The organism is Dellaglioa sp. CoH-56-MRSF-11, assembly GCF_056782135.1.
Genome location: NZ_JBXAYE010000005.1, coordinates 68137 through 92601, shown reverse-complemented (window position 1 = coordinate 92601; position 24465 = coordinate 68137). Strand labels below are relative to the sequence as shown.

At 32.9% G+C, this 24465-nt stretch carries 25 protein-coding genes and 1 pseudogene; 25 read left to right on the top strand and 1 reads right to left on the bottom strand.

Going from position 1 to position 24465, the window contains the following annotated elements; all coding sequences use genetic code 11:
- Positions 1-61: 61 nt before the first annotated feature.
- Positions 62-847 (bottom strand): transporter substrate-binding domain-containing protein, encoded by a 786-nt coding sequence (locus tag AC1RPT_RS06485; RefSeq protein ID WP_481761799.1) that lies wholly within the window; start codon positions 845-847, stop codon positions 62-64.
- Positions 848-961: 114 nt separating this feature from the next.
- Here AC1RPT_RS06485 and AC1RPT_RS06480 point away from each other — a divergent pair.
- The 25 genes and pseudogenes from AC1RPT_RS06480 to AC1RPT_RS06360 form a co-directional block, all read left to right on the top strand.
- A pseudogene (locus AC1RPT_RS06480) lies at positions 962-2233 on the top strand (hydroxymethylglutaryl-CoA reductase, degradative); the annotation flags it as partial.
- Positions 2234-3208, top strand: a complete 975-nt coding sequence (locus AC1RPT_RS06475; protein ID WP_481761798.1) for an IpaB/EvcA family protein — start codon at positions 2234-2236, stop codon at positions 3206-3208.
- Positions 3208-3687, top strand: coding sequence for an NUDIX domain-containing protein (locus AC1RPT_RS06470; protein WP_481761797.1), 480 nt, complete (start codon positions 3208-3210; stop codon positions 3685-3687). The genes AC1RPT_RS06475 and AC1RPT_RS06470 overlap by 1 nt, the downstream gene beginning before the upstream one ends.
- Before the next feature lie 17 nt (positions 3688-3704).
- Positions 3705-4037, top strand: coding sequence for a hypothetical protein (locus tag AC1RPT_RS06465; protein ID WP_409021927.1), 333 nt, complete (start codon positions 3705-3707; stop codon positions 4035-4037).
- A gap of 148 nt (positions 4038-4185) precedes the next feature.
- On the top strand, positions 4186-6219 hold the full coding sequence (gene metG / locus AC1RPT_RS06460) for a methionine--tRNA ligase (protein ID WP_481761796.1): 2034 nt from the start codon (positions 4186-4188) through the stop codon (positions 6217-6219).
- A gap of 78 nt (positions 6220-6297) precedes the next feature.
- Positions 6298-7068, top strand: a complete 771-nt coding sequence (locus tag AC1RPT_RS06455) for a TatD family hydrolase (RefSeq protein ID WP_481761795.1) — start codon at positions 6298-6300, stop codon at positions 7066-7068.
- Position 7069: 1 nt separating this feature from the next.
- A complete protein-coding gene (gene rnmV, locus AC1RPT_RS06450; protein ID WP_409021930.1) occupies positions 7070-7642 on the top strand; it encodes a ribonuclease M5 in 573 nt (190 codons plus the stop codon).
- Positions 7635-8534: a 16S rRNA (adenine(1518)-N(6)/adenine(1519)-N(6))-dimethyltransferase RsmA gene (gene rsmA / locus AC1RPT_RS06445; protein ID WP_409021931.1), complete on the top strand. Its 900-nt coding sequence runs from the start codon at positions 7635-7637 to the stop codon at positions 8532-8534. The genes rnmV and rsmA overlap by 8 nt, the downstream gene beginning before the upstream one ends.
- 92 nt (positions 8535-8626) lie before the next feature.
- On the top strand, positions 8627-8863 hold the full coding sequence (locus tag AC1RPT_RS06440; protein ID WP_409021932.1) for a Veg family protein: 237 nt from the start codon (positions 8627-8629) through the stop codon (positions 8861-8863).
- A gap of 118 nt (positions 8864-8981) precedes the next feature.
- The gene (gene ispE, locus AC1RPT_RS06435; protein WP_481761794.1) at positions 8982-9836 is read left to right on the top strand and encodes a 4-(cytidine 5'-diphospho)-2-C-methyl-D-erythritol kinase; all 855 of its coding nucleotides are present in this window, start codon (positions 8982-8984) and stop codon (positions 9834-9836) included.
- Positions 9837-9865: 29 nt separating this feature from the next.
- Positions 9866-10456, top strand: a complete 591-nt coding sequence (locus AC1RPT_RS06430) for a cysteine hydrolase family protein (protein WP_481761793.1) — start codon at positions 9866-9868, stop codon at positions 10454-10456.
- Between the two features lie 369 nt (positions 10457-10825).
- Positions 10826-12049 carry a serine hydrolase gene (locus tag AC1RPT_RS06425; RefSeq protein WP_481761792.1) on the top strand — a complete coding sequence of 408 codons (1224 nt, stop codon included), beginning with the start codon at positions 10826-10828 and terminating at the stop codon, positions 12047-12049.
- A gap of 331 nt (positions 12050-12380) precedes the next feature.
- Positions 12381-13343 carry a metal ABC transporter substrate-binding protein gene (locus AC1RPT_RS06420; RefSeq protein ID WP_481761791.1) on the top strand — a complete coding sequence of 321 codons (963 nt, stop codon included), beginning with the start codon at positions 12381-12383 and terminating at the stop codon, positions 13341-13343.
- A gap of 9 nt (positions 13344-13352) precedes the next feature.
- Positions 13353-14045, top strand: coding sequence for a metal ABC transporter ATP-binding protein (locus AC1RPT_RS06415; protein WP_481761790.1), 693 nt, complete (start codon positions 13353-13355; stop codon positions 14043-14045).
- The gene (locus AC1RPT_RS06410) at positions 14006-14833 is read left to right on the top strand and encodes a metal ABC transporter permease (protein WP_481761789.1); all 828 of its coding nucleotides are present in this window, start codon (positions 14006-14008) and stop codon (positions 14831-14833) included. Before AC1RPT_RS06415 ends, AC1RPT_RS06410 begins: the two co-directional genes overlap by 40 nt.
- Before the next feature lie 185 nt (positions 14834-15018).
- Complete coding sequence (purR, locus tag AC1RPT_RS06405; RefSeq protein ID WP_409021938.1) at positions 15019-15849, top strand: pur operon repressor; 831 nt, start codon at positions 15019-15021, stop codon at positions 15847-15849.
- Between the two features lie 201 nt (positions 15850-16050).
- Entirely contained in the window at positions 16051-17442 is a 1392-nt protein-coding gene (gene glmU / locus AC1RPT_RS06400; RefSeq protein WP_481761788.1) for a bifunctional UDP-N-acetylglucosamine diphosphorylase/glucosamine-1-phosphate N-acetyltransferase GlmU, read from the top strand.
- Between the two features lie 90 nt (positions 17443-17532).
- Positions 17533-18510 carry a ribose-phosphate diphosphokinase gene (locus tag AC1RPT_RS06395; protein WP_481761787.1) on the top strand — a complete coding sequence of 326 codons (978 nt, stop codon included), beginning with the start codon at positions 17533-17535 and terminating at the stop codon, positions 18508-18510.
- 487 nt (positions 18511-18997) lie between these two features.
- Positions 18998-19411, top strand: a complete 414-nt coding sequence (locus AC1RPT_RS06390; protein ID WP_481761786.1) for a hypothetical protein — start codon at positions 18998-19000, stop codon at positions 19409-19411.
- A 58-nt stretch (positions 19412-19469) separates the two neighbouring features.
- A complete protein-coding gene (locus tag AC1RPT_RS06385; RefSeq protein ID WP_481762192.1) occupies positions 19470-20279 on the top strand; it encodes a hypothetical protein in 810 nt (269 codons plus the stop codon).
- A complete protein-coding gene (locus AC1RPT_RS06380) occupies positions 20266-20964 on the top strand; it encodes a hypothetical protein (protein ID WP_481761784.1) in 699 nt (232 codons plus the stop codon). The genes AC1RPT_RS06385 and AC1RPT_RS06380 overlap by 14 nt, the downstream gene beginning before the upstream one ends.
- Positions 20928-21623 (top strand): hypothetical protein, encoded by a 696-nt coding sequence (locus AC1RPT_RS06375; protein ID WP_481761783.1) that lies wholly within the window; start codon positions 20928-20930, stop codon positions 21621-21623. The genes AC1RPT_RS06380 and AC1RPT_RS06375 overlap by 37 nt, the downstream gene beginning before the upstream one ends.
- Before the next feature lie 16 nt (positions 21624-21639).
- Positions 21640-22278 (top strand): ATP-binding cassette domain-containing protein, encoded by a 639-nt coding sequence (locus AC1RPT_RS06370; RefSeq protein WP_481761782.1) that lies wholly within the window; start codon positions 21640-21642, stop codon positions 22276-22278.
- Positions 22275-22790, top strand: a complete 516-nt coding sequence (locus AC1RPT_RS06365) for a hypothetical protein (RefSeq protein ID WP_481761781.1) — start codon at positions 22275-22277, stop codon at positions 22788-22790. Before AC1RPT_RS06370 ends, AC1RPT_RS06365 begins: the two co-directional genes overlap by 4 nt.
- An 891-nt stretch (positions 22791-23681) precedes the next feature.
- A complete protein-coding gene (locus AC1RPT_RS06360) occupies positions 23682-23846 on the top strand; it encodes a hypothetical protein (protein ID WP_481761780.1) in 165 nt (54 codons plus the stop codon).
- The last annotated feature ends 619 nt before the right edge of the window (positions 23847-24465 follow it).

Sequence of the window (24465 nt, the reverse complement as noted above, 5' to 3'; positions counted from 1 at the left end):
AATCTATTATTAATAAAAAAAGACTGATGACAAAATGGATTTTGCACCAGTCCTTTTGGAATTATTTATTTGTGATGTCGCTACCAAAATATTTTTTTGATAGTTTTGATAATGAGCCATCAGCACGTAATTCTTTAAGTGCTTTGTTTAATTCTTTTTGTAATTTTGGGTTGTCCTGTTGGATTAAGCCAGCAACTTTTAATGCTGGAATTTCAGAACCTGTTGAAATTGTTTTAATGTTCGTATCAGGTTTTTCTTTTAAGTATGAATAGACAGCATCGTTACTGTTAATGGTACCATCAGCCCGACCATCTAGGATTAAACTGATTGTATTTGCAAAATCATCTGTTGAGACAACATCAGCACCAAGGCGTTCAGCATCGGCTCCATTTTCACTTGTAACCGTTTGTGCCATCTTTTTACCCTTAATATCTTTAATCGTTTTAATAGAAGAGTTATTATTTTTGACGACTAAAATTGATTTTGAATAAATATAAGGTGATGTAAAGTTGTATTTATCTTGACGTTCTTTTGTAACACCAACGTTGTTTAAAACAACGTCGTATTTGTTAGCATCTAATCCTGCAACTAATGAATCCCATTTTGATTCGATAAATTTAGGCGTTAAATCCATTTTTTTAGCTAATTGTTTACCAAGATCAACTTCGAAACCAGTTAATTTATTGTTACTATCGTGGTAACTATAAGGGCGGTAAGTACCTTCTAATCCGATTGTTAATGTACCCTTTGTTTGTGTTACATCGGATGCTGTATCTTTCGATTTACCGCAGGCGGTTAAAGCAAGAGCAATCAATAACACACTGGCAAGACTTAATATTTTTTTCATTTTAGTACGCCCCTTTTTTTAAAAGTAATATATTATCTATCTATAATAGCGTAAAATAAGCTAAGAAACCAATTATTTCTCTTACTAAAAGTAAAAACAACAAAAAGGACTAAGGTAATGACAAAATTTATAAAATTTTATCAAAAAAAATGGCATGATAGATTAATAACCTTATTAAATGACAATCTTATTTCAGATGATGAAAAATTAGAAATAGAAACGCATGCTCTTAATCATGAATTAGGGGATCAGATGACTGAAAATTATATAGCAGATTTTACCTTGCCAGAAGGTATTGCGTTTAATTATTTAGTTGATGGAAAAAAGATGACGGTCCCAATGGTAACTGAAGAACCTTCTGTAATTGCGGCAAATAATAATGGGGCAAAAATAATTGCATCTGCGGGTGGATTTACAACAAAAATTAAATCACGCTTAATGATAGGTCAAGTTATTTTAGAAAATATTGATGATGCGGATAACGTTATCAACCAAATTAATGAACAACAATTGAATTTAATTAAAATAGCGAATGCTGCTCGTCCTTCACTTGTAAAACGAGGCGGTGGCGCACGTTGGGTCAGAGTTCGAAAACTAGCAGCTGATCTAATTTCGGTAGATTTAGCAGTAGATGTTCAAGAAGCAATGGGCGCTAATAGTGTAAATACAATGATGGAGGCAGTTGGTGAAACGCTGCAAACACAGTTTAAACAAGACGTCCTTATGAGTATTCTATCCAACTACGCAACAGATTCATTAGTTGAATCAAGCTGCTCAATTCCTTTTACGTTGTTAGATTCTGCAGAAATTAGTGGTGAACACATAGCTAAGAAAATTGTCTCAGCAAGTCGAGTGGCTCAACTTGACCCATATCGTGCCGTCACACATAATAAAGGTATTATGAATGGGATTGATGCGGTTCTCATTGCTTCGGGAAACGATTGGCGTGCCGTTGAAGCAGGTGCTCATGCTTATGCTAGCCAAGATGGCCAGTATCGTGGCTTGACGAAATGGTCGATAGTCAGTGATAATTTAGTTGGCATAATTAAATTACCAATGCCCATAGGAGTTGTTGGGGGTTCGATTGATATTGTCCCAATGGTTCAAATTAATAAAAAAATGATGGGTATTCGATCAGCAAAAGAGCTTGCTAGTTTGGTTGCAAGTGTTGGGTTAGCTCAAAATTTAGCGGCACTTAAAGCACTTGTTTCTGAGGGTATTCAAAAGGGACATATGGGTCTTCAACTAAAATCACTGGCAGTTAAAGTTGGCGCTGTAGACGAAGAAGTGGCACAATTAACTGAGTTATTAAAAAATGAGAATCGACCAGATACAGAGGTTGCAACAAAAAAACTAAATGAATTAAGAAAAAAAGGGGATAATTAAATGGTTGAGATTACATTACACCAAAATACACAAAATTTAATTACTACAATTAAAGAACAATTTGATGGAGAAATTAAAATTCAATATGGTGGCGAAAAAGTTGGGTTTATTAAGCATCAACAAGTAGAATCTCGGTTAGAAGATGGAAATTTCATTATTAATGTGACTGATATTACAGCACCTGATTACTTGATTTCGCATGAACTATTCCATTTTTTCTTGCAACTTAATCAGGCACCTGAATTAATGTTAAAAATGACAACGGATGATTTTAATATCGACGATAAAATCAATGCGACGGCTGTTCAACTTTATGATACGGTTTTACATGGGACTATTTTTAGATTACAAGAAGAAAATGGGTTTATTGATGATAATATTAGAGAATTATTCTATCAAGGAATCTTGGCAACAGTGACTGCTGAACCTAAAGAAGGTAGCGGCCCAGATGAATGGGGAATGTACCGATTAATCACACTTTTAGATGCTTTGGTGTTCTTTCAAAATGAAGATATGGAACAAATTACTGAAAAATTCTTAGAATTTTACCCTATCGCAACAGATGCTGCACTTAAATTATTGGAAATCTTAACATCTAATGACTTACGTGCACCTTTTGAAGCTCGCCGAGCAACGGTTGCCTTATTTAAAGCCTTCGATGCACAACTTGAAGCGTGGAAATTACCAAAAATGTACTTAAATACGTTTGCAACGTTAACACCAGTTTTCAGTGAACGTCAATTAAAATTAGAAGTACGTCAATTGTTTGATATTATGCATTCTGAATTTAAAAGTAATGTTAATTTTGCGTCAGCTTATGTTGGTATTCAAAAGAATGATCAACAAAATGCATTTGTTATTACAGTACCTAGAAATGCGGATTCAAAAGAGGTTATTTTACGTACGTACGATATGACAGTGTTAGAATTAATGCAAACAATTAAGATGCGCTTTATAGTTAGAACTGCTGAATAATGATTGATTTAGCAAAATATAATCTAGCTGTTATCACAGCTGGAAACAACATTTTATTATTAAATCGTTTGAAAAAACCATATGTTGGTCTTTGGAATGGAATTGGTGGTAAACGTGAACCACAAGAATCTGAACTTGCAGGGATGCTTCGTGAATTATATGAGGAAACAGGAATCAAAATTACCGATTCTCAATGTAGACCAACGGGTTATCTTGAATGGTCAGTGGACGACGAATATCAAGCTACAATAGCGTTATTTCATATCTCTTTACAACAACCATTTGGAAAACAATATCCACAAAGAACACGAGAAGGTATTTTAGCAGACTTTCCAGTTGAATGGGCTTTGAATAAGCAAAACGTCGGACTAACACCTGATTTAGTTCCTGTGTTACCCTATATTTTAAAGGATGAATTTCATCGATATTTGACAAATTTTAATGGTTCACAATTAGTTGATTTTAAAATTAAATTATAGTGAAGGACTGTTGTAAAATGATTGAACACAGTGAAATTTTTACTCGATTAAATAATCTAAAGACTAGATTACAATGGCTAACTTATTTTCAGCGGTTTTTTGACTTCATTCTGTTTTACTTTGGTTTTTCTAGTTTTTTTGGTGGAAATCCAATAACGTTATTTGGAACAGTTTTCACAAAAGGTGAAGGGTTACTACTAACGTTGATGGTTGCGGCGATAACGTTTAGTATCACGGCACTGAAACAAGATCCAAGACGGGTTGGGCGGATTTTAATTACCATTTTAGATGGACAGCTATCTGAAAAAGAAATTATGATTATTCGTCAATTTCAAAAATATGCACGCTAATTTTAAAAGAGATAGTCTATGTTAAACTCACGGACTGTCTCTTTTTATTGCTTAAAATCGGCTGAAAACTATGATATACTGTTAAGGAGTTTATACAGAACGAATGTTAAAAAACACATGAAATACGATACGGAAAGGGTCTTAAAAAATGACAGAAAAACCCACATTTTATTTAACAACACCAATTTATTATCCATCTGGTAAATTACATATTGGAAATTCATACACAACAATTGCGTGTGACGTCTTAGCACGTTACAAACGCCAAAAAGGATATGATGTTTTCTTCTTAACGGGAACAGATGAACATGGTTTGAAAATCGAACAAAAAGCTGAAGAATTAGGGACAACACCACAAGCTTATGTCGACGGTATGGCTAGTGATATTAAAGAATTATGGAAAACCCTTGAAATTACAAATGATAAATTTATTCGAACAACAGATGATCAACATGAAAAAGCTGTGCAATATATCTTCGATAAATTACTTAAACAAGGCGATATTTATTTAGGAGAATACGAAGGCTGGTACTCTGTTTCTGATGAAGAATTCTTTACAGAATCACAGTTGGCTGAAGTTTTCCGTGATGATGACGGTAAAATGGTTGGTGGTAAAGCGCCAAGTGGTCACGAAGTTTCATTAGTTAAAGAAGAATCATATTTCTTTAAAATGAGTAAATATGCAGATCGTTTACTAAAATATTATGAAGATCATCCTGATTTTATTCAACCAGAATCACGTAAAAATGAAATGATAAATAATTTCATTAAACCTGGTTTGGAAGATCTTGCTGTATCTAGAACGACATTTAACTGGGGCGTAAAAGTTAAAAGTAACCCTAAACATGTTGTTTATGTTTGGATTGACGCTTTAGCAAATTATATTACAGCCTTGGGTTATGGTTCAGATGATACTGAACTATTTGATAAATATTGGCCTGCAGATGTTCAAATGGTTGGTAAAGAAATCGTGCGTTTCCATACGATTTACTGGCCAATTATTTTGATGGCGCTCGATTTACCTTTACCAAAACAAATTTTTGGTCATGGTTGGTTGTTAATGAAAGACGGTAAAATGTCTAAATCAAAAGGTAACGTTATCTATCCAGAAATGTTAGTAGAACGCTATGGATTGGATGCACTCCGTTACTACTTAATGCGCGCTGTACCATTTGGTAATGATGGTGTCTTCACACCAGAAGACTTTGTTTCACGTGTTAATTTTGATTTAGCTAATGATTTAGGGAACTTATTAAATAGAACTGTTGCGATGATTAACAAATACGATGGTGGTAAAATTCCAGCATTAAAGGGTAACGTAACTGAATTTGATGGAGACTTAGGTCAAACAGCTGAAGATACAATTACGGAATATACTGAATTAATGGATAAAATGGAATTCTCAGATGGATTAAATGCTATCTGGAAATTAGTTGCTAGAACAAATAAATATATTGATGAAACACAACCATGGGTTTTAGCTAAAGATGAAGCACGTAAAGCTGAACTTGATAGTGTTATGGTACATTTAGCAGCTAGTTTACGTGTGATTGCTGTCTTAATCCAACCTATTATGACGCATGCACCTAAAGAAATTTTTGAACAATTAGGTTTAGACACGGCAGATATGGCTATTGAAGAATTAAACTACTCTGATTTCCCAATGGACAGCGTCGTTGTTGAAAAAGGAACGCCTATTTTCCCACGCTTAGATGTTGAAGAAGAGATTGCCTATATTAAAGATCAAATGACAGTTTCAGATAAGAAGAAAGGGCGTAAAGCAATGGCAGTTAATGATACAGAGGATTCTTTAGATTGGAATCCAGAAAATGTGGCTCTAAACTTAACATTACCTCAAACGACATTTGATCAATTTGAGCCAAATGAATTAAAAGTTGCTGAAATTATTCAAGTTGAAAAAGTACAAAATGCTGATAAACTATTGAAATTTAGATTAGATGCTGGTGATCCTGATCATCGTCAAATCTTGTCTGGTGTAGCAGAGTTTTATCCTGAAACAGATGTCTTATTAGGAAAAAAAGTTGTGATTGTTGCGAACTTAAAACCGCGTAAGATGAAAGGCGAAATTAGCCAAGGAATGATTCTATCTGTAGAATACGATGGTAAATTGAAATTAATTACCGTTGATGAAGATATTAAAAATGGCGCAATTGTAGGCTAAATAAAGTAAGGACTGGAAACAAAACTTGGTTTTGCTCTAGTCCTTCTTCATTTTACTGCTAGAAAGGAGAGGTATCCCTTGGAAATATTTGACACACATACACATATTAATTCTGATGAATTTACAACGGAAATTCCTGAAGTTATTGAGCGTGCAAAAGCATTTGACGTGACTAAAATGGCAATTGTTGGATTTGATCAACCAAGCATTTTGAAATCACTAGAACTATCAAAAAGCTATCCTAATTTATATTCTATAATTGGTTGGCATCCAGAAGAGGCAAAAACCTACACACCGGAGACTGAAGAAGTTTTGATAGAACAATTACAGTCGCCAAAAGTTGTCGCAATGGGTGAAATGGGCCTAGATTACCATTGGGATACGTCTCCAATTGAAACGCAGAAAAAAGTTTTCAAACGTCAGGTTGAGATTGCGAAGGCGTTAAAATTACCAATTTCTATTCATAATCGAGATGCCTTTGAGGATGTTTATACAATCCTGAAAGAAGCTGATATTCGTGATATTGGTGGCATTATGCATAGCTTTAATGGTGATGCAAAATGGGCAGAGAAATTCTTAGACTTAGGGATGCATTTATCCTATAGTGGTATTGTGACTTATAATAGTGCTAAAGAAGTTCATGAAGCCGTTAAAGTGACACCAAGCAACCGAATTTTAATTGAAACAGATGCACCATATTTAACGCCAGAACCTTATAGAGGTCAGCGCAATGAACCAGGATACACAAGATACGTCTTGGAAGCTGTCGCAAAAATTCGAGAGAGTTCAAGTATTGATATGGCAGCGGCAACATTTAAAAATGCCGAAAACTTATTTAGGATAGGGTAATATGCAGAAAATTAGAGAAGTAATCGTAGTTGAAGGTCGCGATGACACAAAACGTATCCATTTAGCTGTTAATGCAGATACGATTGAAACACGTGGCTCAGCTATTAGTGACGAAACGTTAGATCAAATTGAACTGTTGCAAGAAACTCGAGGCGTAATTGTATTTACGGACCCTGATTTTTCTGGTGAAAAAATTCGTAAAACTATTTCAGCACGCGTTCCAAATGTACAGCATGCTTTTCTGAAAAAAAGTGAAGCTGTCCCAGATCATAAAGGGAGTTTAGGCGTTGAACATGCTTCAGTTGAAGCGATTCGTGAAGCGCTAGATCATTTGTATACAGAAATGCCTGATGGCGAAACATTGATCAGCTTAGAGGATTTACAAACGGCAGGATTGATTGCCGGACCGGATGCCAAAGCTAAGCGTGAAAAATTAGGTGAGTATCTCAAAATTGGTTACACAAATGGAAAACAATTATACAATCGATTGAAACTATTTCAAATTTCACCAGAAGAGTTCGTCGACGCATTGCAAGAAATTAACGAGACAATAACGGAGGAAAAACATGGCTAACAATGATGTGCCAGACATTGCTTCACCTATTAGAACTAAAGCAATTATGGAAACTTATGGTTTAACTTTTAAAAAGAGTTTAGGCCAAAATTTTTTAACAGATAAAAACGTACTAATGAATATTGTGGACGCCGGAGATATTACGGCTGAAGATGACGTTATCGAAATCGGACCTGGTATTGGGTCATTGACTGAACAATTAGCAAGACGTGCACATCATGTTTTAGCAATTGAAATTGACCAAAATTTGATTCCTGTACTTGGCGAAACACTAAGTCCATATGATAATGTTGATATCGTGGAACAAGATATTTTAAAAGCTAATTTACCAGCGTTAGTAGAAGAACATTTTGATGGACAGCATCCATTAAAATTAGTCGCTAATTTACCTTATTACATTACAACGCCCATTATCATGCATTTACTAGAAACGGCGGTTAAATTAGATAAAATCGTTGTTATGATGCAAAAAGAAGTGGCAGAACGAATTGCAGCTGATCCAGGTAGTCGTACATATGGATCACTAACGGTAGCCGTTCAATATGAAATGGATGCTGAAGTCGCATTCGTTGTTCCAAGAACCGTCTTTATTCCACAACCTAATGTTGATTCAGCTATTATTGTTTTGAATCAAAAAGAAGGCGACGTTGAACGCCCAATTAGTGAAAAGGTCTTCTTTAAATTAGTTAAAGGAAGTTTCCAACATCGACGTAAAAGTTTATGGAATAATTTACAATCAATTTATGGTAAAACACCAGAAATTCGTGAAGCGTTACAAGCAGCATTGGATGCATCAGAAATTTCTGCTCAAATTCGTGCTGAAAAACTAAGTATTCATGAATTTATTGTTTTATCTAACAATCTTATCAAAGTAGAAGAGAAATTTAATTAACTTCTTATTGAACTACTGATGTTCGATGTGGTATAATTGCAAATCTTGTGAAACTATGGTATGATGTTTCACATAAGAAGGTGAAGCCCATCATGCCAGAAACTTTAGCCAGCATCAAAGGTACGCTAGATGCCCAAGTCGGAAAAAATTTAACGGTAGTTGCTCAAGCCGGTAGAAAGAAAACTACAGAACGTAAAGGGATTTTACGCGAAACATTCCCAGCTATTTTTGTAGTCGATTTAAACCAAGATGAGAATTCATTCGAGCGCGTTTCATATAGCTACACAGACGTATTAACAAAAAATATTGAAATTGATTTTGAAGATTAAAAATAAGTATAAAAGCCTAGGTAGGGATGTTTTTAGAACATCTTAACTTAGGCTTTTATTTTTAGAAATAATTAGTATAATTAGAGTTAATTAAGGACTTATAGGATTAGGTGAGAACATGGAGATTCGTGAAAAAGCCCCAGCTAAAATCAACTTGAGTTTAGACACCCCATTTAACCATCAAGATGGTGAACAAGAATGGCGAATGGTGATGACATCAGTTGATTTAGCAGACTACTTACATATCAAATCGCTAGACGATCGAACGGACATTACAGTGGAAACTGATAGTGGTTTTTTACCGTGTGATCACCGAAATTTAGCCTATAAAGCAGCAAAAATTTTACAGGATAAATTTCAGATTAAAAAAGGTGCCCAAATACATATCAAGAAGCAAATCCCAGTTGCTGCTGGGCTAGGTGGCGGTTCATCAGATGCAGCAGCCGTTTTACGTGCTTTGAATCAATTATGGAAACTCAATTTATCTTTAGCAGAGTTGGCAAAAATTGGTTTAAAAATTGATTCTGATGTGCCTTACTGCGTTTATAGTAGAACGGCTCATGTAACGGGTCGTGGTGAGAAGATTGCTATTTTAAAAGACTTACCCCCTGTTTGGTTAGTGGTTGCAAAACCTAAGATTAGTGTTTCAACACCAACTATTATTAGACAAATTGATTATACGCGACTCACTCATCCAAATGTAAACGCCGTTGTGAATGCAATTGAGGACGACGATATGGATGCCATAATTGATAATCTAGGTAATGCGCTTGAACCGATTACAGCTGAACGTCATCCCGAAATTACACGTTTAAAAGAAAAAATGATAAAATTTGGGGCAGATGCAGCAGAAATGAGTGGATCAGGCCCAACTGTATTTGCGATATGTCGTAAAAAAAGTCGAGCACAGCACGTCTACAATAGTTTAAAAGGTTTCTGTGAAGAGGTCTACCTAGTGAGACCGTTAAGTTGATTTTATTGCGATAATTAGCATAATTTGTTATGTTGAAGGCATTAAATACAACTGAAAATGAGGGACAACTTGTGGAAGCCTTAATTGAAATTGACTATACAAATGATTTTGTAGCGACAGATGGACACTTAACGGCGGGAAAACCTGCTCAAGAGATTGAAGCTCGAGTGATAGAATTAATGAATGAGTTTGAACAAAAAGGTGATTATGTTGTTTTAGCAACTGATATTCATTATGAAAATGACCCATTTCATCCAGAAACTAATTTATTTCCACCACATAATATTGCAGGTACAAACGGTCGTAAATTCTATGGTGAGTTGGAGCCTTGGTATCAGGCGCATAAAGATAAATCAAATGTTTATATGATGGATAAAACGAGATATAGTGCTTTTGCGGGAACGGATTTAGATTTAAGATTACGAGCTCGGTCAATTGAAACAGTGCATTTAATTGGTGTTTGCACAGATATTTGTGTTTTGCATACCGCAATTGACGCATATAATTTGGGCTATAAGATTGTCATTCATGAAAAGGCGACAGCTAGTTTTAATCAAGCTGGACATGTATGGGCACTGTCACATTTTAAGGATTCTCTGGGTGCAGAAATTAAAGATTAGTGGATTTAGTACAGCTATTGTTGGAAGAGAGTGTTGTCACTTTGTGATAGCACTTTTTTTTATTAAAAAATTGGAGATAATGACTAATTAAGCGACTAGTTAAGAACGCATCCTTCTATTTACATACTACCTAATATAGGTTAACTTTATAACTAAGACATGATTTAATGTAGCGTGTTAGATTAATCTAATTTGCAAGAAAATGGGGGATTGTCTTTGGGAGAATAAAAGCCATATTTGGGGAAAGGTATGGAGGAAACATAAGTGTTGATAGTTAGTTTATGAGTAACAGATATTGAGTACATATATAGAAAAAATAGGGATGTAATGAAGGATAAGTTAAAGTCCTAAAAATTACGAGGTGAAGATATGAAAATTTGTTCGAAATGTGGGTCTCAGAATGAAAATGATGCATTATACTGTGATAATTGTGGGCAACCGTTAGAAAATAAAAATGTTGCTCCTATGAAAACATGTCCGCAATGCAACATAGCAAATAAGGTTGAGGATCAATTTTGCAATAATTGTGGCTTTAAATTTAATCCGAAAGCGCAAGATACTAATAAAGTAGCAGCGCCAATAGTAAACAATGAAATAACAGAAAAACGAGCTAAAAATAACAACCCGATGAAAATAGTTTTAGGAATTATTTTACTTGTTATTATAGCGGGTGGCGGTTATCTTATAGCTGGAAAGTTAACGCACAAAGATAGTGTACCGACGAAGGAAACAACTACTGCAGTATCTAGCTCAAAAGAAAAGAAAACATCGGAAAAAACGCAATCTTCAGAAAATAGTTTAGTACTAAATAAAGTTAAAATTAAGAATGATATTGCAACATATATGGATGACGTTGATGGAAAAAATTCGGTCTACGTTTCGTTAACAGATGGTAGTGCACCGGTAGTTGAAAATAATCATGCGCAAGGATCAGCCAGCATGATTAAATTATTTATTTTAATTACAGCTTATTCTATGGAAAAAGAAGGGACCATCAACCTAAAGGATAGCTATGTTTTATCAGAATCGGATAAGGTCGGTGGAACGGGAGAAATCCAGAATATGAGCGCAGGTACTAGATTGTCATATAAAGAATTATTAGAAAAAATGATTGATGACAGTGATAATACTGCTGCAAATATTGTGATTGATAAACTTGGTGGATTTGCTTCAATTAATACAGAAATTAAAAAATTAGGCGCAATTAATACAACAATTAAAAGAAAAATGATGGATACAGATGCCCTTAATTCAGGAATCGATAATAAAACGTCAGTAACAGATATGGGTAAAATTCTTAAAAAAATGTATAATCATAAATTAGTGTCTAACCAATCGGATCAGGCAATGCTAGATTTACTAAAAGAAAATAAAAATCTAACTAAATTACCATCGTCCTTACCAACTGGTGTTACAGTCTATAATAAGACAGGCGAATACAACGAATATGGTATTCAAAATGATGCTGCCATTATAGAAAAAGATAAAAAGGCATTTATAGTTGTGGCGATGTCAGAATCGGGAACTGAAGATAAGCAGATTCCGGGAATGAATAGGCTAGGATTAGAATTATATCAAGATATTCTAGAGTAAAATAAGAGTTACCAGATAAAATAATGAGACGCAACATCGTAACTAATGGTTAGTTATGATGTTGCGTCTTTTTGCGCGCAAGATATTAATAGTAAATTATATTTAATTCTAATGATATAGTTCACTTTTAAATTGGAAACGGTTCACTTGCTGACAGGTCGACTTTAAATACAGTTATTATAACAAGATGAACTTATACGAATGACAGCTTAACACCGTAGTGACACTTAAAAAAGTTGACGTAGCTGTACCTAAAATGATATTCTAATATTTGTCGGTAATGGTATTGATTACTATTTAGATTACGATTTGAAAAAATGAGGGAGAAACCATGCAAAAAAAATTAATTTTAGTAAGCATAGTACTCACGATGTTAGTTGTTGTATTGACCGGGTGTGGGCAAGGGGCAACTAAGAAAGAGTCTAATAAATTACAGGTTATCACGACATTTTACCCAGTGTATGAATTTACTAAGGCAGTTGCAGGCGATAACGCAGATATAACAATGTTGATGCCTGCCGGGACAGAACCGCATGATTACGAACCTAGTGCAAAGGATATTAGTAAAATTGCGAGGTCAGATATCTTTATCTATAGTAGTAATAATATGGAAACGTGGGTTAAAAGTTTGAAATCAAGTATTGATGAAAAACAAACGCAGATTTTAAATTCTAGTCATTCAATTAAAATGATTGATGAGAACGAAGAATTGAAAAGTGAAGAGGCTGAATTAGCTAATAAAGAAGAGGAAAGTTCATTTTCATCGACTAATAATTATGACCCTCATATTTGGTTAAATCCTGAAAACGCAAAAAAAATGGTTAAAAACATTTCAAATGAATTAATTCAGCAAGATCCTAAAAATGAAAAGTATTATGTAAAACGAACAAATGCTTATTTGAAAAAATTAACGGAATTAAATCAAGAATATAAAACGACATTTAAAAATGCTAAGAATAAAACATTTGTTACGCAACATGCTGCATTTGCTTACTTGGCAAAACAATATGGACTAACGCAAGTTGCGGTTGCGGGTATTTCTTCGGATGAAGAACCTAGTCCAAGACGTTTGGCAGAGCTACAAACGTATATTAAAAAGTATCATGTAGATACCATTTTTACTGAATCTAATGATTCTAGTAAAATTGCGAATATGCTAGCTAAAGAAACAAATATTAAGGTTAAAGGATTGAATCCAATTGAAGGACTATCAAAAGTTCAAATCGAAAATGGAGAAACATACCTTTCAGTTATGCAAGATAATTTAAAATCGTTAAAAACGGTTGTTAAATAAGGAGAATAGATGAAATATATTGAAGTCAAAGATCTTACCTTTTATTACGATGAAGAACCTGTTTTACAAGATATTAATTTCCACATTGATTCGGGTGAATTTGTCATTTTAACTGGTGAAAATGGTGCTGCAAAATCAACTTTAATTAGAAATGTACTTGGCCTATTACATCCGGCTAAAGGAACTGCTGAAATTTCTAAAACTAATTTAGATAATAAAAAATTACGTGTCGGATATATCCCACAAGAGATTTCATCATTTAATGCGGGGTTTCCGTCAACAGTATATGAACTAGTAGCATCAGGCCGTTACCAACAAAATCGTTGGTTAAGACGTCTGAATAAAAATGATCATGAACATATAAAAAAAGCACTTGAAACAGTTAATATGTGGAACTTTAAGAATCATAAAATTGGTGAATTATCTGGTGGTCAAAAACAACGTGTTTGTTTAGCCCGTATTTTTGCAGCAGATCCTGATTTATTTATTTTAGATGAACCAACAACAGGGATGGATGAACAATCGCGTCACGATTTCTACGAATTATTACAACATGAAGCCCATACGCATCATAAAGGTATCTTGATGATAACGCATGATCATGAAGATGTTTCAGAATATATTGATCGTCACATTAAATTAGTTAGAAAGGAGGACTCACAATGGAGATGTTTCTCGATGGATTCATGCAACGAGCTTTAATTGCTTCACTTTTAATGGCAGTAATTACGCCGTTATTGGGATTATTCTTAGTTTTAAGAAGGCAATCGCTTTTGGCAGATACATTGTCACACGTTTCGTTAGCAGGGGTCGCGTTAGGATTGTTTGTTAATATTAATCCAACAATTACCACACTGATTGTGGTTTTAATTGCCTCAGTTTTAATTGAATTTTTAAGCAATTTATACCGTACGTATTCAGAAGTTTCAATTGCCATTATGATGTCTGCCGGACTATCAATTGCCTTAGTTTTAATGAGTTTAAATCAAGGTGCCAGTTCAATGAGTGTACAGCAATATTTATTTGGTTCAATTGTGACGATTAGTTCAGCGCAGGTTATCATTTTAGCAATTTTAACTGTATTAATTGTCGTTCTCTTCCTACTATTCAAAAAGCCAATGTATGTTTTAACTTTTGACGAAGAGACGGCTTTTGCTGAAGGGTTACCGGTTAGATTGATGTCAATTAGTTTTAACGCAGTTACAGGTGTGACGATTGCTATAATGATGCCAATTGCCGGGGCACTACTCGTTTCTGCAATTATGATTTTACCTGCAGCAATTGCAATGCGATTGGGTCGTAGCTTTAATCTGGTTATTATAATTGGTGTGATAGTTGGTGTAATAGGGATGGTTGGCGGATTAATGTCATCTTACCAATTTAATACACCGCCTGGCGCAACGATTACGCTATTATTCATTACGATTTTCATTATATGCAGTATTATTAAAGTTATATCCGTTAGACTTCAAATTAATAAACAAAAATAAAACCGAATATTAACAATCAACAAGCTACTTTTAAAAATAGCTTGTTTTTTTATTAGAAAATCATTAAAAACCGAACGTTAATAATTATATTTTGGCATTTTACTGTTATTATTCGGTAAAACGGGTTATAATGAAAATCACACTTTGAATACTAGATATGTTTAAAAGAAAGGCCTGATATATATATGAAAACAAGAAGAAGCGATCGATTAATTGATATGACTCGTTATTTGCTAGAAAGACCACATACGTTGGTTTCTTTGACGTATTTCTCAAAACGCTATGAATCAGCTAAATCATCAATCAGTGAAGATCTTGCGATTGTAAAACGTACAGTTAGAGAGCGAGGCACGGGAACGCTAGAAACAATTCCTGGCGCAGCTGGCGGTGCACGTTTTATTCCATCTATTGATGAAGCAGAAGCACGTGAATTTATTGAATCAATGACTGAGGAGTTATCAGAAAAAGATCGGTTATTACCTGGTGGCTATGTCTATCTATCTGATTTACTTGGCCGTCCTGACGTTTTACGTCAAGTAGGACGCTTGATTGCAACAGAGTACTTAGACCAAAAAATTGATGCCGTTATGACAGTTGCAACTAAAGGTGTACCCATCGCACAAAGTGTCTCAACATTTTTGAATGTGCCATTTGTTATTGTGCGTCGCGATTCAAAAATTACCGAGGGTTCAACCGTTAGTGTTAACTATGTATCTGGCTCGAGTGAACGTATTGAAAAAATGGAATTATCAAAGCGTAGTTTAAAACGTGGTGCTAACGTATTAATCGTAGATGATTTCATGAAGGGTGGCGGCACAGTTAACGGAATGAAGAGTTTAATCGAAGAGTTTGAAGCAAACTTAGTCGGTATTTCCGTTTTCGCTGAGGGCGCCTTTAGTGGTGACCGAATTGTTGATGATTATAGTTCATTGTTAAAAGTTGATGAAATTAATCATACAGACAAAACCATTCATGTTAGTGAAGGAAATTATTTAACAAAAACATTTAAAAAATAAAAAGTTAATAGATAATTTATATGAAAACTTAATGTTAAATTTAACATTAAGTTTTTTTTAGAAAATTCCAATAATAATTTAAAATCAAGTGTTTTTTAATTTCGAATAAAGTAAGCATATTTATTCGAAATCTTGCAACGCATACGGGTTTAAGCTATTATTAAGGTAGAATATTAGAATATAATTGGAGGAGACTATCTAATGACAGTTGCTAAATATGCCATTATTCTTGCTGCCGGTAAAGGTACAAGAATGAAATCTAAACTATATAAAGTGTTACATCCGATTGCTGGGCGTCCAATGGTTGACCACGTTTTATCGGAAATTGAAGCAAATAATATGGATGAAGTTGTTACTATTGTGGGACATGGTGCTGAGCAGGTTGAAGAAACGTTAGGCAATCGCTCAGAATATGTTCTTCAAGCAGAACAATTGGGAACTGGTCATGCTGTCCTTCAAGCAGAAAAAATCTTAAAAGATAAAGAGGGTATGACCATTATTGCTAATGGTGATACACCGTTACTTACTGCCAAAACATTTGGTGAATTATTTGAATATCATAAAGAAAAAGGTGCTGCTGCAACTGTTCTAACAGCACAAGCAGAAGATCCAACGGGTTACGGTCGAATTATTCGTAATGATATTGGGATTGTTGAAAAAATTGTTGAACAAAAAGATGCCACAATTCAAGAAGCTAATGTTCAAGAAATTAACACAGGTGTGTACTGTTTTGATAATAAAACTTTATTTGAAGCTTTACATGAAGTAACAAATGATAATGCACAAGGTGAATATTACTTAACTGACGTTATGGAAATTCTTAAAAAACAAGGTAAGATAGTCGCAGCTTACCGCATGAAAGATTTCTCTGAATCAATGGGTGTAAATGATCGTGTGGCTTTATCTGCTGCAACTAAAGTTATGCAACGCCGGATTAACGAAAAACATATGCGCAATGGTGTGACTTTAGTTGATCCTGAGACGACTTACATCGAATATAATGTTAAAATTGGTTCAGATACAATTGTAGAACCAGGCGTTTACTTAAAAGGTAATACAGTCATTGGTGAAGATTGTGTCATTGGTGCTCATTCTGAAATTATTGATAGTATTATTCATGATAAGGTAACTGTTACGTCATCATATCTTGAAGATTCTGAAATGGAAACAATGAGTAACATTGGACCATACAGTCACTTACGTCCTCAAGCACATATTGGTGAAGCTGCTCATATCGGTAATTTTGTAGAAATTAAAAATGCAACTATCGGTAAGAGTACTAAAGTTGGTCATTTGACTTATGTCGGGGATGCCACTTTAGGTAAAGATATTAATGTCGGCTGCGGCGTCGTTTTTGTTAATTATGATGGCGTTAATAAACACCATACCAACATTGGTGATCATTCATTTATTGGTAGTGGATCTAATGTAGTTGCACCACTAGAAGTTGGTGATCATGTATTTATCGCTGCCGGATCAACAATTACAGATAATATTGATTCACACGATATGGGTATTGCTCGTGGTCGTCAAGTGAATAAAAAAGGTTATTTTGACAAATTACCAGTAGCTCATGCACCAGAAATTGATTAGTAAGCGAATTCTTATCGGATTTTAACTTGCAATTTACTTGATTAATATTTAAAATTTTAAGTAGGGAAAATTAAATAACTGGAGGCACATATGTCAGAACATTATTTTGATCCAAAGTTGAAAATTTTTGCTTTGAACTCGAATAAACCATTGGCTGAAAAAATTGCTGATGCTGTTGGTGTTAAATTAGGTAAAACCTCTGTAGATCGCTTTAGTGATGGTGAAATCAGAATTAATATTGAAGAAAGTATTCGTGGAGATCATGTTTACATTGTTCAATCAACATCTGCACCCGTCAATGACAATATTATGGAATTATTAATTATGATTGATGCTTTGCGTCGCGCAAGTGCTAAATCAATTAATGTCGTTATTCCTTACTATGGTTATGCTCGTCAAGATCGTAAAGCACGTTCACGGGAACCAATTACAGCAAAATTAGTTGCTGACATGTTAGAAAAAGCTGGTGCAACAAGAATTTTAGCGCTTGATTTGCATGCTGCTCAAATTCAAGGATTCTTTGATATCCCAGTTGATCATTTAATGGGTGCACCTTTATTAGCTGACTACTTCTTAACCGAAGGATTAGATAAAGATTCTGTTGTCGTTTCACCTGATCATGGTGGAGTGACACGTGCTCGTAAATTAGCAGAATTCTTGAAAGCACCTATTGCAATTATTGATAAACGTCGTCCTAAAGCTAACGTTGCTGAAGTGATGAACATTATTGGTACCGTTGAAGGCAAACGTTGTATCTTAATTGATGATATGGTTGATACGGCAGGAACAATTACGCTTGCTGCTCAGGCTTTAATGGATGCCGGTGCAACTGAAGTGTACGCAAGTGCAACTCATCCGGTTTTATCAGGTCCAGCTGTTGAAAGAATTGCAAAATCACCTATTAAGCAATTTATCGTAACAGATTCAATTCAGTTACCTGAAGATAAGAAAATTGATAAATTAGTTCAAATTTCAGTGGGTCAATTAATTGGGGATGCAATCACGAGAATTCATGAAAACAAACCAGTTAGTCCATTATTTAAAAATCGTTTCCATAATGAAAAATAAAGTTAAGAAAGTTAGATAACTAATGTTGTCTAACTTTTTTTGTATCCAAATTTAGGACATAAAAAAACCGTCAGTCCAGGGAGACTGACGGAAAAAGGGAGTAGAGATAATTAATTTCAGGGGAGAAATTAGTTATGAGTTAGATTAATTTATTCGGGGAAATAAATTAAAATTTAAAAGTTATTAATTAAGGTATGAAGTTATAATAACAAGTAGTTGTGAAGAAAATGTGACGTAAAAAGGAAGAAAGTTCTTCTCGTAGTTAGTACGTTAGAGTAGTAAGCAGTCTGTTTACTTGAATATCTTAGGACTTAATAGATCTTACTAAGAATGATAAACAACATTAAAGTGATTTTTTATTAATATTAGCATTAATTTTATATTATATATAAATTATAAAAGTCTTTTTTAACTTGAATATTATTGTTTTGAGTTAATTATTTATATATAATATTAAATGCGTAAGGGAGAATTTTAAGGAGTTTTTATGAAAAAATTAATGTCATTTATTTTAGTTGCAATATGTGTTTTTGGTATAGCAATTTTAAGTTCAGATCGTGTAGAGGCTAACAATCCGAATTATGTTCATCTTGCTAATAGATGGAATGATCCTTGGGACGAAACTTATAGAATTCAAAAGTGGAGTAAAACTGCGTATGAATTAAACATCAAAAAGATATCGGGAAAAATACGTGTGGAAGCTTGGGGACACTCTTATAAGGCTGGTCGTACAGGAAATGTATCTGTTTCTAAAGGAAAAAAATATGTTATTAAATCTAAAGGACAGACAAAATTAACTAATTATTTAGTAGAGTGGTATGGAACAGGAAACAATGCATATATTGTAAATAGTATTCATGCATATGGTAGTGCTGATGGTAATTGGAAACCTGATAGATAAGAAGAAATAATGTGCTCTCTTACGCATTATATTAAAATAAAAGATTGGTGTGAAAAAAATGAATTCTTATTGGCTGTCGCGTATGGCGAAGAAACAATATTTTTATGGCATATTAGTGGGTTTTGCTTTAATAGTAGTTCACGTGTCTATGGATATGTTACCTAATAGGACTTATCTAGATGGTTCTAATTTAACTTTTACTGTGATTACAACATGGATAGGTATAGGTGGTACTGGTAGCGATTTTTCAGCTTTATTTTATTTGTTATTACCTTTATTTTCAGTGATTGGTTTGAATCTAATTGTCTTCGAGGATAAACAAACAGGTTTTATTAAACAATATGTACAAAAAAAGGGAATTATTAATTATTCTATTCATTCATTTAGCTTAAGCTTTATTTCAGGATTTTTGATTGGGATACTACCTTTATTATTGGATTTATTAGTAGCATGGTGTTTATTCCCTAATCAACCATTAGATGCTGTATTAAATAATAATCTGGGACTTGCATCGAATTCAACATATTTTATGAAGGACCTTTTCCAGCAATCATATACGGGGATTTTATTTTATATTTTACTTGCAGGTTTGTTCGCAGGTGTTTTTTCTGTAGTTGCCGCGAGTGTTAGTTTATATGTAAAAACAATTTATAGTGTGGTTAGTTTTAGTTTTTTACTGTGCTTATTTATAAGTGTTTTAGCTGCTGTATTTCCTTTTTATCTTGCTGCACCTTTGTCGCTTCCTATGGTAGGAGGACCCGCGGAGGGCCTACCTCCTTTATCATTTATTATGGGGATTTTGTTTTTGGTTCTCATTGTAGCTTATCTTTTTAATTTTATGGGAGTAAAACGTAATGCGATTATTTAAAATATATTTAAAAACTAAACGGTCTCGTGACTGGGTAATAGATATTCTTACGTTCTGTTTATTAATTATTTTATCTCTTTTTGAATATTATTTATTTTTAGGTAATGAAAAGAATAGTTCCTTTATTGACGTAGTCCAAGGAGGACTACAAAATAGTTTAAATATTGAAAATATAATGATTCTTTTCTTTCCAATATTGATATTATTACCCTTTCAGGGTTCTAAATTTCCAATTATGTATTATATAAGAAAACCTTTTTCTTTTTTGAGAGTACAAGTGAATTACTTTTATGCCATATATATTTGTGCATTTGTTATCTCTGGAATCCTTTTTTTAATTTTAAATAAGGATAATTTAAAATATAATATAAATGGCTATCAGCTAGTTACAATGGTTATTTATTTTATCGCAATGTATGTTTTTTATAATTTAATAGCGTCCTTTTATTGCCTCACAGGAAATAAAATTATATCGTTATTTTTAATTTATGGTTATTATCAATTAGAAATATTTTTGAACGAAAGAGGGATTAGATTGTTTTTTAATCATGGCATAATCAGTCTTGGATATAGTGTTAACACGTTATATTTAATTCAAAATATATTCTTTATACTACTCTTTTTTATTATTTTGGAGGTTTTTCAAAGATGGATTTTATCAAAAAAAGAATACTCTATAAATTGAAGTTTTTCAGTATCTTAGTTTTTAGAAATATTTATTTAACGATTTATTATTCTAAATGGCGTACGGTGCTCATTTTTATTATGCTAACGATGATGATCATATTGTGCAAAAGAGATCAAGTGAGTGGTATGACGAGCTTACTATATGGTGCTTCGTTAGATACTGAGGGAGAATCTTTTCCTTTATTTTGGTTCATCTTTGTGATTTCTCCAGCATTAGCTATTGGAAATTCACAAATGTTACTATGGAAATCAGATTTTAAAATTCTACATAATATTGGATATAAAAATTATTTATTTAGCAATTTATTGATGTTAGGAATTTATAATAGTTTTTTTTATTTTTTGATAGTGATTATAAACGGTTTTGGTATCTCACATTTAGCTTTCTATAGTTATCTATTTATATTTAGTTTCACCTATCTTGTATTGTTATCAACAGCGTCATTTTTATTAGATGATTTTATACTACCCTTAATAGGGAGTTTAGCAGTCATAATATTAGATGTTTATATTTCTCACATATCCATTATAGACGCAACAATGCTCTCTAGATTTAACCCTAATCATAATTCGGTTAACATTATAATTTTATTAACGATTATATTGAGTTGCATCATTATCTCACTTATAAAAATTAAAGATATTGATTTTATTTAAAGAAAGTAGTGTAAAAATGAAAATAATAGAGTTGAAAAACATTTCCAAAAGAATTAAGCAAAAAGATATTTTAGTAGATATCAATTTATCAATTGAAGAAGGAATCGTTTGTGGATTCAGTGGGCCAAATGGTGCTGGGAAATCCATGATATTTAATACGATTATTGGGTTTGTAAAGCCTACTGAAGGTGAAGTTTGGGTTAATGGAAAATATATCAGAGTAGATGAACTTTTTTCAAGCAGCATTGCTTTTTCTATGGATAGTATTGGTATGTTAGAAGATTTTTCAGTTCTTAAAAACTTGGACTTAATTAATCAACTAAATAGTCATAAAATGACTAAGAATGAATTGAACGAAATGGTAACTTATGTTGGACTAGATCCTAATGATAAGCGTGCGATTAAACACTATTCATTAGGAATGAAGAAAAGGGCCTCAATTGCTTGTTGTTTAATCAATGATGCACCTATTTTAATATTAGATGAACCTAGTAATGCACTAGACGATAGTGGAAAAGACTTTTTGCGTCAGTTAATTATCGATCAAAAAGCAGCAGGGAAAACAATCCTTATTTCTAATCATGATAGTGTTTTCTTAAACGAAGTGAGTGATAAAATCATTCACATTTCAGAAGGTAGAGTTATTCTAAAATGAAAAATAAAAATTCGTGGAAACTAAGTCAGAGAGGATTACTTATTTTGGGAGGCATCTGCTTACTAGCAAGCGCTGTATGGTTATGGAATGCTCATGCAGCAGTAACCGAACAATATAAAAACAGTCAAATTAAGAATGTGTTTGTAACATCTAATCATCAAAAAATAGTAAATGAAAAATTTGTATTTACTAAAATCAAGCATCACGTCACTAAAGACTCAGACGAAGCTTACTACAATGACAGTATTGATGTCGATATTGAATCAAAAAAAGATGGTGACTTTCCACTCGGAGGGCTATTTGTTATGAATAGTTCTTATGATGTGACCCAATCTGATATGCTTAATGAAAAAGGTGAATCTGATTCTTCGCTGCATGTCGGGATAAATCATAAGACTTTAAAAGCAATTATTAGAAAAGGCTCTGGTAATCGTTCTTTTAATTTAGTGTTTTTAACTTCGTCCAAACCAGGTACTAATATAAAATATATCTATCAAAGTGATTTTAAGTGAATATCACTAGGTAAATTAAATTAATTTAGACAGTCCCGGCAGGTAATGCTAGGGCTGTTTTTTACTATTCTTAAAGTATTCAAATTCAACATAAAAAACCGTCAGTCCGGGGAGACTGACGGAAAAAGGGAGTAGAGATAATTAATTTCAGGGGAGAAATTAGTTATGAGTTAGATTAATTTATTCGGGGAAATAAATTAAAATTTAAAAGTTATTAATTAAGGTATGAAGTTATCATAACAAGTAGTTGTGAAGAAAATGTGACGTAAAAAGGATAAAATATGATTACTTTTTTTGTGGGGTGAAAGTATAGGATATATAATATTTTAGTAGTTTTTACATAAAGATTTTCTTAGAATAAAGCACTATTTGAGCTGATTATTAAATACAACTTTTCTACTACCCTTTAAAATTGATAAAGTGTATATTAAAAGGTAGTAAATATAGTTTAAGAAAGTGTTGCTATGGTTCTTTTAGCTCAAGAATTGTTAAATTATAACTTATAAGACTGTTTAAGGCTAGCAGAAGGTAAATGAAAATTAAAGATTCATTTGAATTGTTTGTAACCTATCAAGTCTATTCTATAATATTTTGATTGAATAAGGGTTGAATAATTAGTCAATTAATTAAAGGTGAAATAATTTATGGAATTAAGATACTTTATGAAGAGTCTAATTGAATAGGGAGTGATCCATATCCGGTACAAGATTATAATATTATATTAAAAAATTTAGAGAGCCTGACTTTGATTATGCAGGAGAGTTACCCAAAATATCTATGGCTTTTAGTACGTCTAGTACAGTAACTAGTGTTGGGGCAGAACTTGGGGTAACTTTAGTTACTATTTTCATAGTCTTTGTAGGTTCCTTAATAATATAGAAGGAGAAGAATATGATAGAATTTGAGATAAAAGTATTAATATTTTTATTAATTGGTACGCTTGTATTTATGATTTTAAAAATGCGGAAATATAAAAAAGAAATTACCGAACTTAATGATGTGGAAAAGAAGCAACAAGAACAAATAAGTAGATTAGAAGGGAAAAATAATGAATAGTTATGATCTAGTTTATCTTGTTATGCCTTTAGTATTATTTTGTATTTGGATTGCTTTCTACATTTACTTATGTGTATGTTTATATAAATATAAGAAAGCTAGACGAAAAGTAATAATTAGTTCTGCTAAACTTAATGAATTAACAACAAAAAAGATATTAGAACTAGAAAAAAAGTTAAAAAAATAGAATAAAAACTAATTAAAAAGAGAAGTAATCAGAAATCAATCTGGAGACTTCTCTTTTTAATTTATTATAGAGCTAATCGATTCTCAGAATAGTCTTGTGTCTAATCTGAGAATATAACCAATTAGGTTGGGCATTAAACTTAGACTTCAAACGTATATTTAATTAGAGACAGTACTCGTAATGTTAAAAAGGGGGACCAAAATAATCTTAGATTGTTATTTATTACTACAGATTATAACGCTTGAATATTATGATTTTATAGTCGATACACTTTAATTTTAAGGGTATAAAAAAACCGTCAGTCCGGGGAGACTGACGGAAAAAGGGAGTAGAGATAATTAATTTCAGGGGAGAAATTAGTTATGAGTTAAATTAATTTATTCGGGGAAATAAATTAAAATTTAAAAGTTATTAATTAAGGTATGAAGTTAT

What these genes read in the sequence shown, in the direction of transcription:
- AC1RPT_RS06415 (WP_481761790.1), top strand. Translation starts at nt 13,353, where the DNA reads ATGAAATATATTGAAGTCAAAGATCTTACCTTTTATTACGATGAAGAA.
- AC1RPT_RS06385 (WP_481762192.1), top strand. Translation starts at nt 19,470, where the DNA reads ATGAATTCTTATTGGCTGTCGCGTATGGCGAAGAAACAATATTTTTAT.
- ispE (WP_481761794.1), top strand. Translation starts at nt 8,982, where the DNA reads ATGGAGATTCGTGAAAAAGCCCCAGCTAAAATCAACTTGAGTTTAGAC.
- AC1RPT_RS06360 (WP_481761780.1), top strand. Translation starts at nt 23,682, where the DNA reads ATGATAGAATTTGAGATAAAAGTATTAATATTTTTATTAATTGGTACG.
- AC1RPT_RS06375 (WP_481761783.1), top strand. Translation starts at nt 20,928, where the DNA reads ATGGATTTTATCAAAAAAAGAATACTCTATAAATTGAAGTTTTTCAGT.
- AC1RPT_RS06485 (WP_481761799.1), bottom strand. Translation starts at nt 847, where the DNA reads ATGAAAAAAATATTAAGTCTTGCCAGTGTGTTATTGATTGCTCTTGCT.
- rnmV (WP_409021930.1), top strand. Translation starts at nt 7,070, where the DNA reads ATGCAGAAAATTAGAGAAGTAATCGTAGTTGAAGGTCGCGATGACACA.
- metG (WP_481761796.1), top strand. Translation starts at nt 4,186, where the DNA reads ATGACAGAAAAACCCACATTTTATTTAACAACACCAATTTATTATCCA.
- AC1RPT_RS06390 (WP_481761786.1), top strand. Translation starts at nt 18,998, where the DNA reads ATGAAAAAATTAATGTCATTTATTTTAGTTGCAATATGTGTTTTTGGT.
- AC1RPT_RS06470 (WP_481761797.1), top strand. Translation starts at nt 3,208, where the DNA reads ATGATTGATTTAGCAAAATATAATCTAGCTGTTATCACAGCTGGAAAC.
- AC1RPT_RS06420 (WP_481761791.1), top strand. Translation starts at nt 12,381, where the DNA reads ATGCAAAAAAAATTAATTTTAGTAAGCATAGTACTCACGATGTTAGTT.
- glmU (WP_481761788.1), top strand. Translation starts at nt 16,051, where the DNA reads ATGACAGTTGCTAAATATGCCATTATTCTTGCTGCCGGTAAAGGTACA.
- AC1RPT_RS06365 (WP_481761781.1), top strand. Translation starts at nt 22,275, where the DNA reads ATGAAAAATAAAAATTCGTGGAAACTAAGTCAGAGAGGATTACTTATT.
- AC1RPT_RS06425 (WP_481761792.1), top strand. Translation starts at nt 10,826, where the DNA reads ATGAAAATTTGTTCGAAATGTGGGTCTCAGAATGAAAATGATGCATTA.
- AC1RPT_RS06465 (WP_409021927.1), top strand. Translation starts at nt 3,705, where the DNA reads ATGATTGAACACAGTGAAATTTTTACTCGATTAAATAATCTAAAGACT.
- AC1RPT_RS06410 (WP_481761789.1), top strand. Translation starts at nt 14,006, where the DNA reads ATGGAGATGTTTCTCGATGGATTCATGCAACGAGCTTTAATTGCTTCA.
- AC1RPT_RS06440 (WP_409021932.1), top strand. Translation starts at nt 8,627, where the DNA reads ATGCCAGAAACTTTAGCCAGCATCAAAGGTACGCTAGATGCCCAAGTC.
- purR (WP_409021938.1), top strand. Translation starts at nt 15,019, where the DNA reads ATGAAAACAAGAAGAAGCGATCGATTAATTGATATGACTCGTTATTTG.
- AC1RPT_RS06395 (WP_481761787.1), top strand. Translation starts at nt 17,533, where the DNA reads ATGTCAGAACATTATTTTGATCCAAAGTTGAAAATTTTTGCTTTGAAC.
- AC1RPT_RS06430 (WP_481761793.1), top strand. Translation starts at nt 9,866, where the DNA reads ATGTTGAAGGCATTAAATACAACTGAAAATGAGGGACAACTTGTGGAA.
- AC1RPT_RS06370 (WP_481761782.1), top strand. Translation starts at nt 21,640, where the DNA reads ATGAAAATAATAGAGTTGAAAAACATTTCCAAAAGAATTAAGCAAAAA.
- AC1RPT_RS06380 (WP_481761784.1), top strand. Translation starts at nt 20,266, where the DNA reads ATGCGATTATTTAAAATATATTTAAAAACTAAACGGTCTCGTGACTGG.
- rsmA (WP_409021931.1), top strand. Translation starts at nt 7,635, where the DNA reads ATGGCTAACAATGATGTGCCAGACATTGCTTCACCTATTAGAACTAAA.
- AC1RPT_RS06475 (WP_481761798.1), top strand. Translation starts at nt 2,234, where the DNA reads ATGGTTGAGATTACATTACACCAAAATACACAAAATTTAATTACTACA.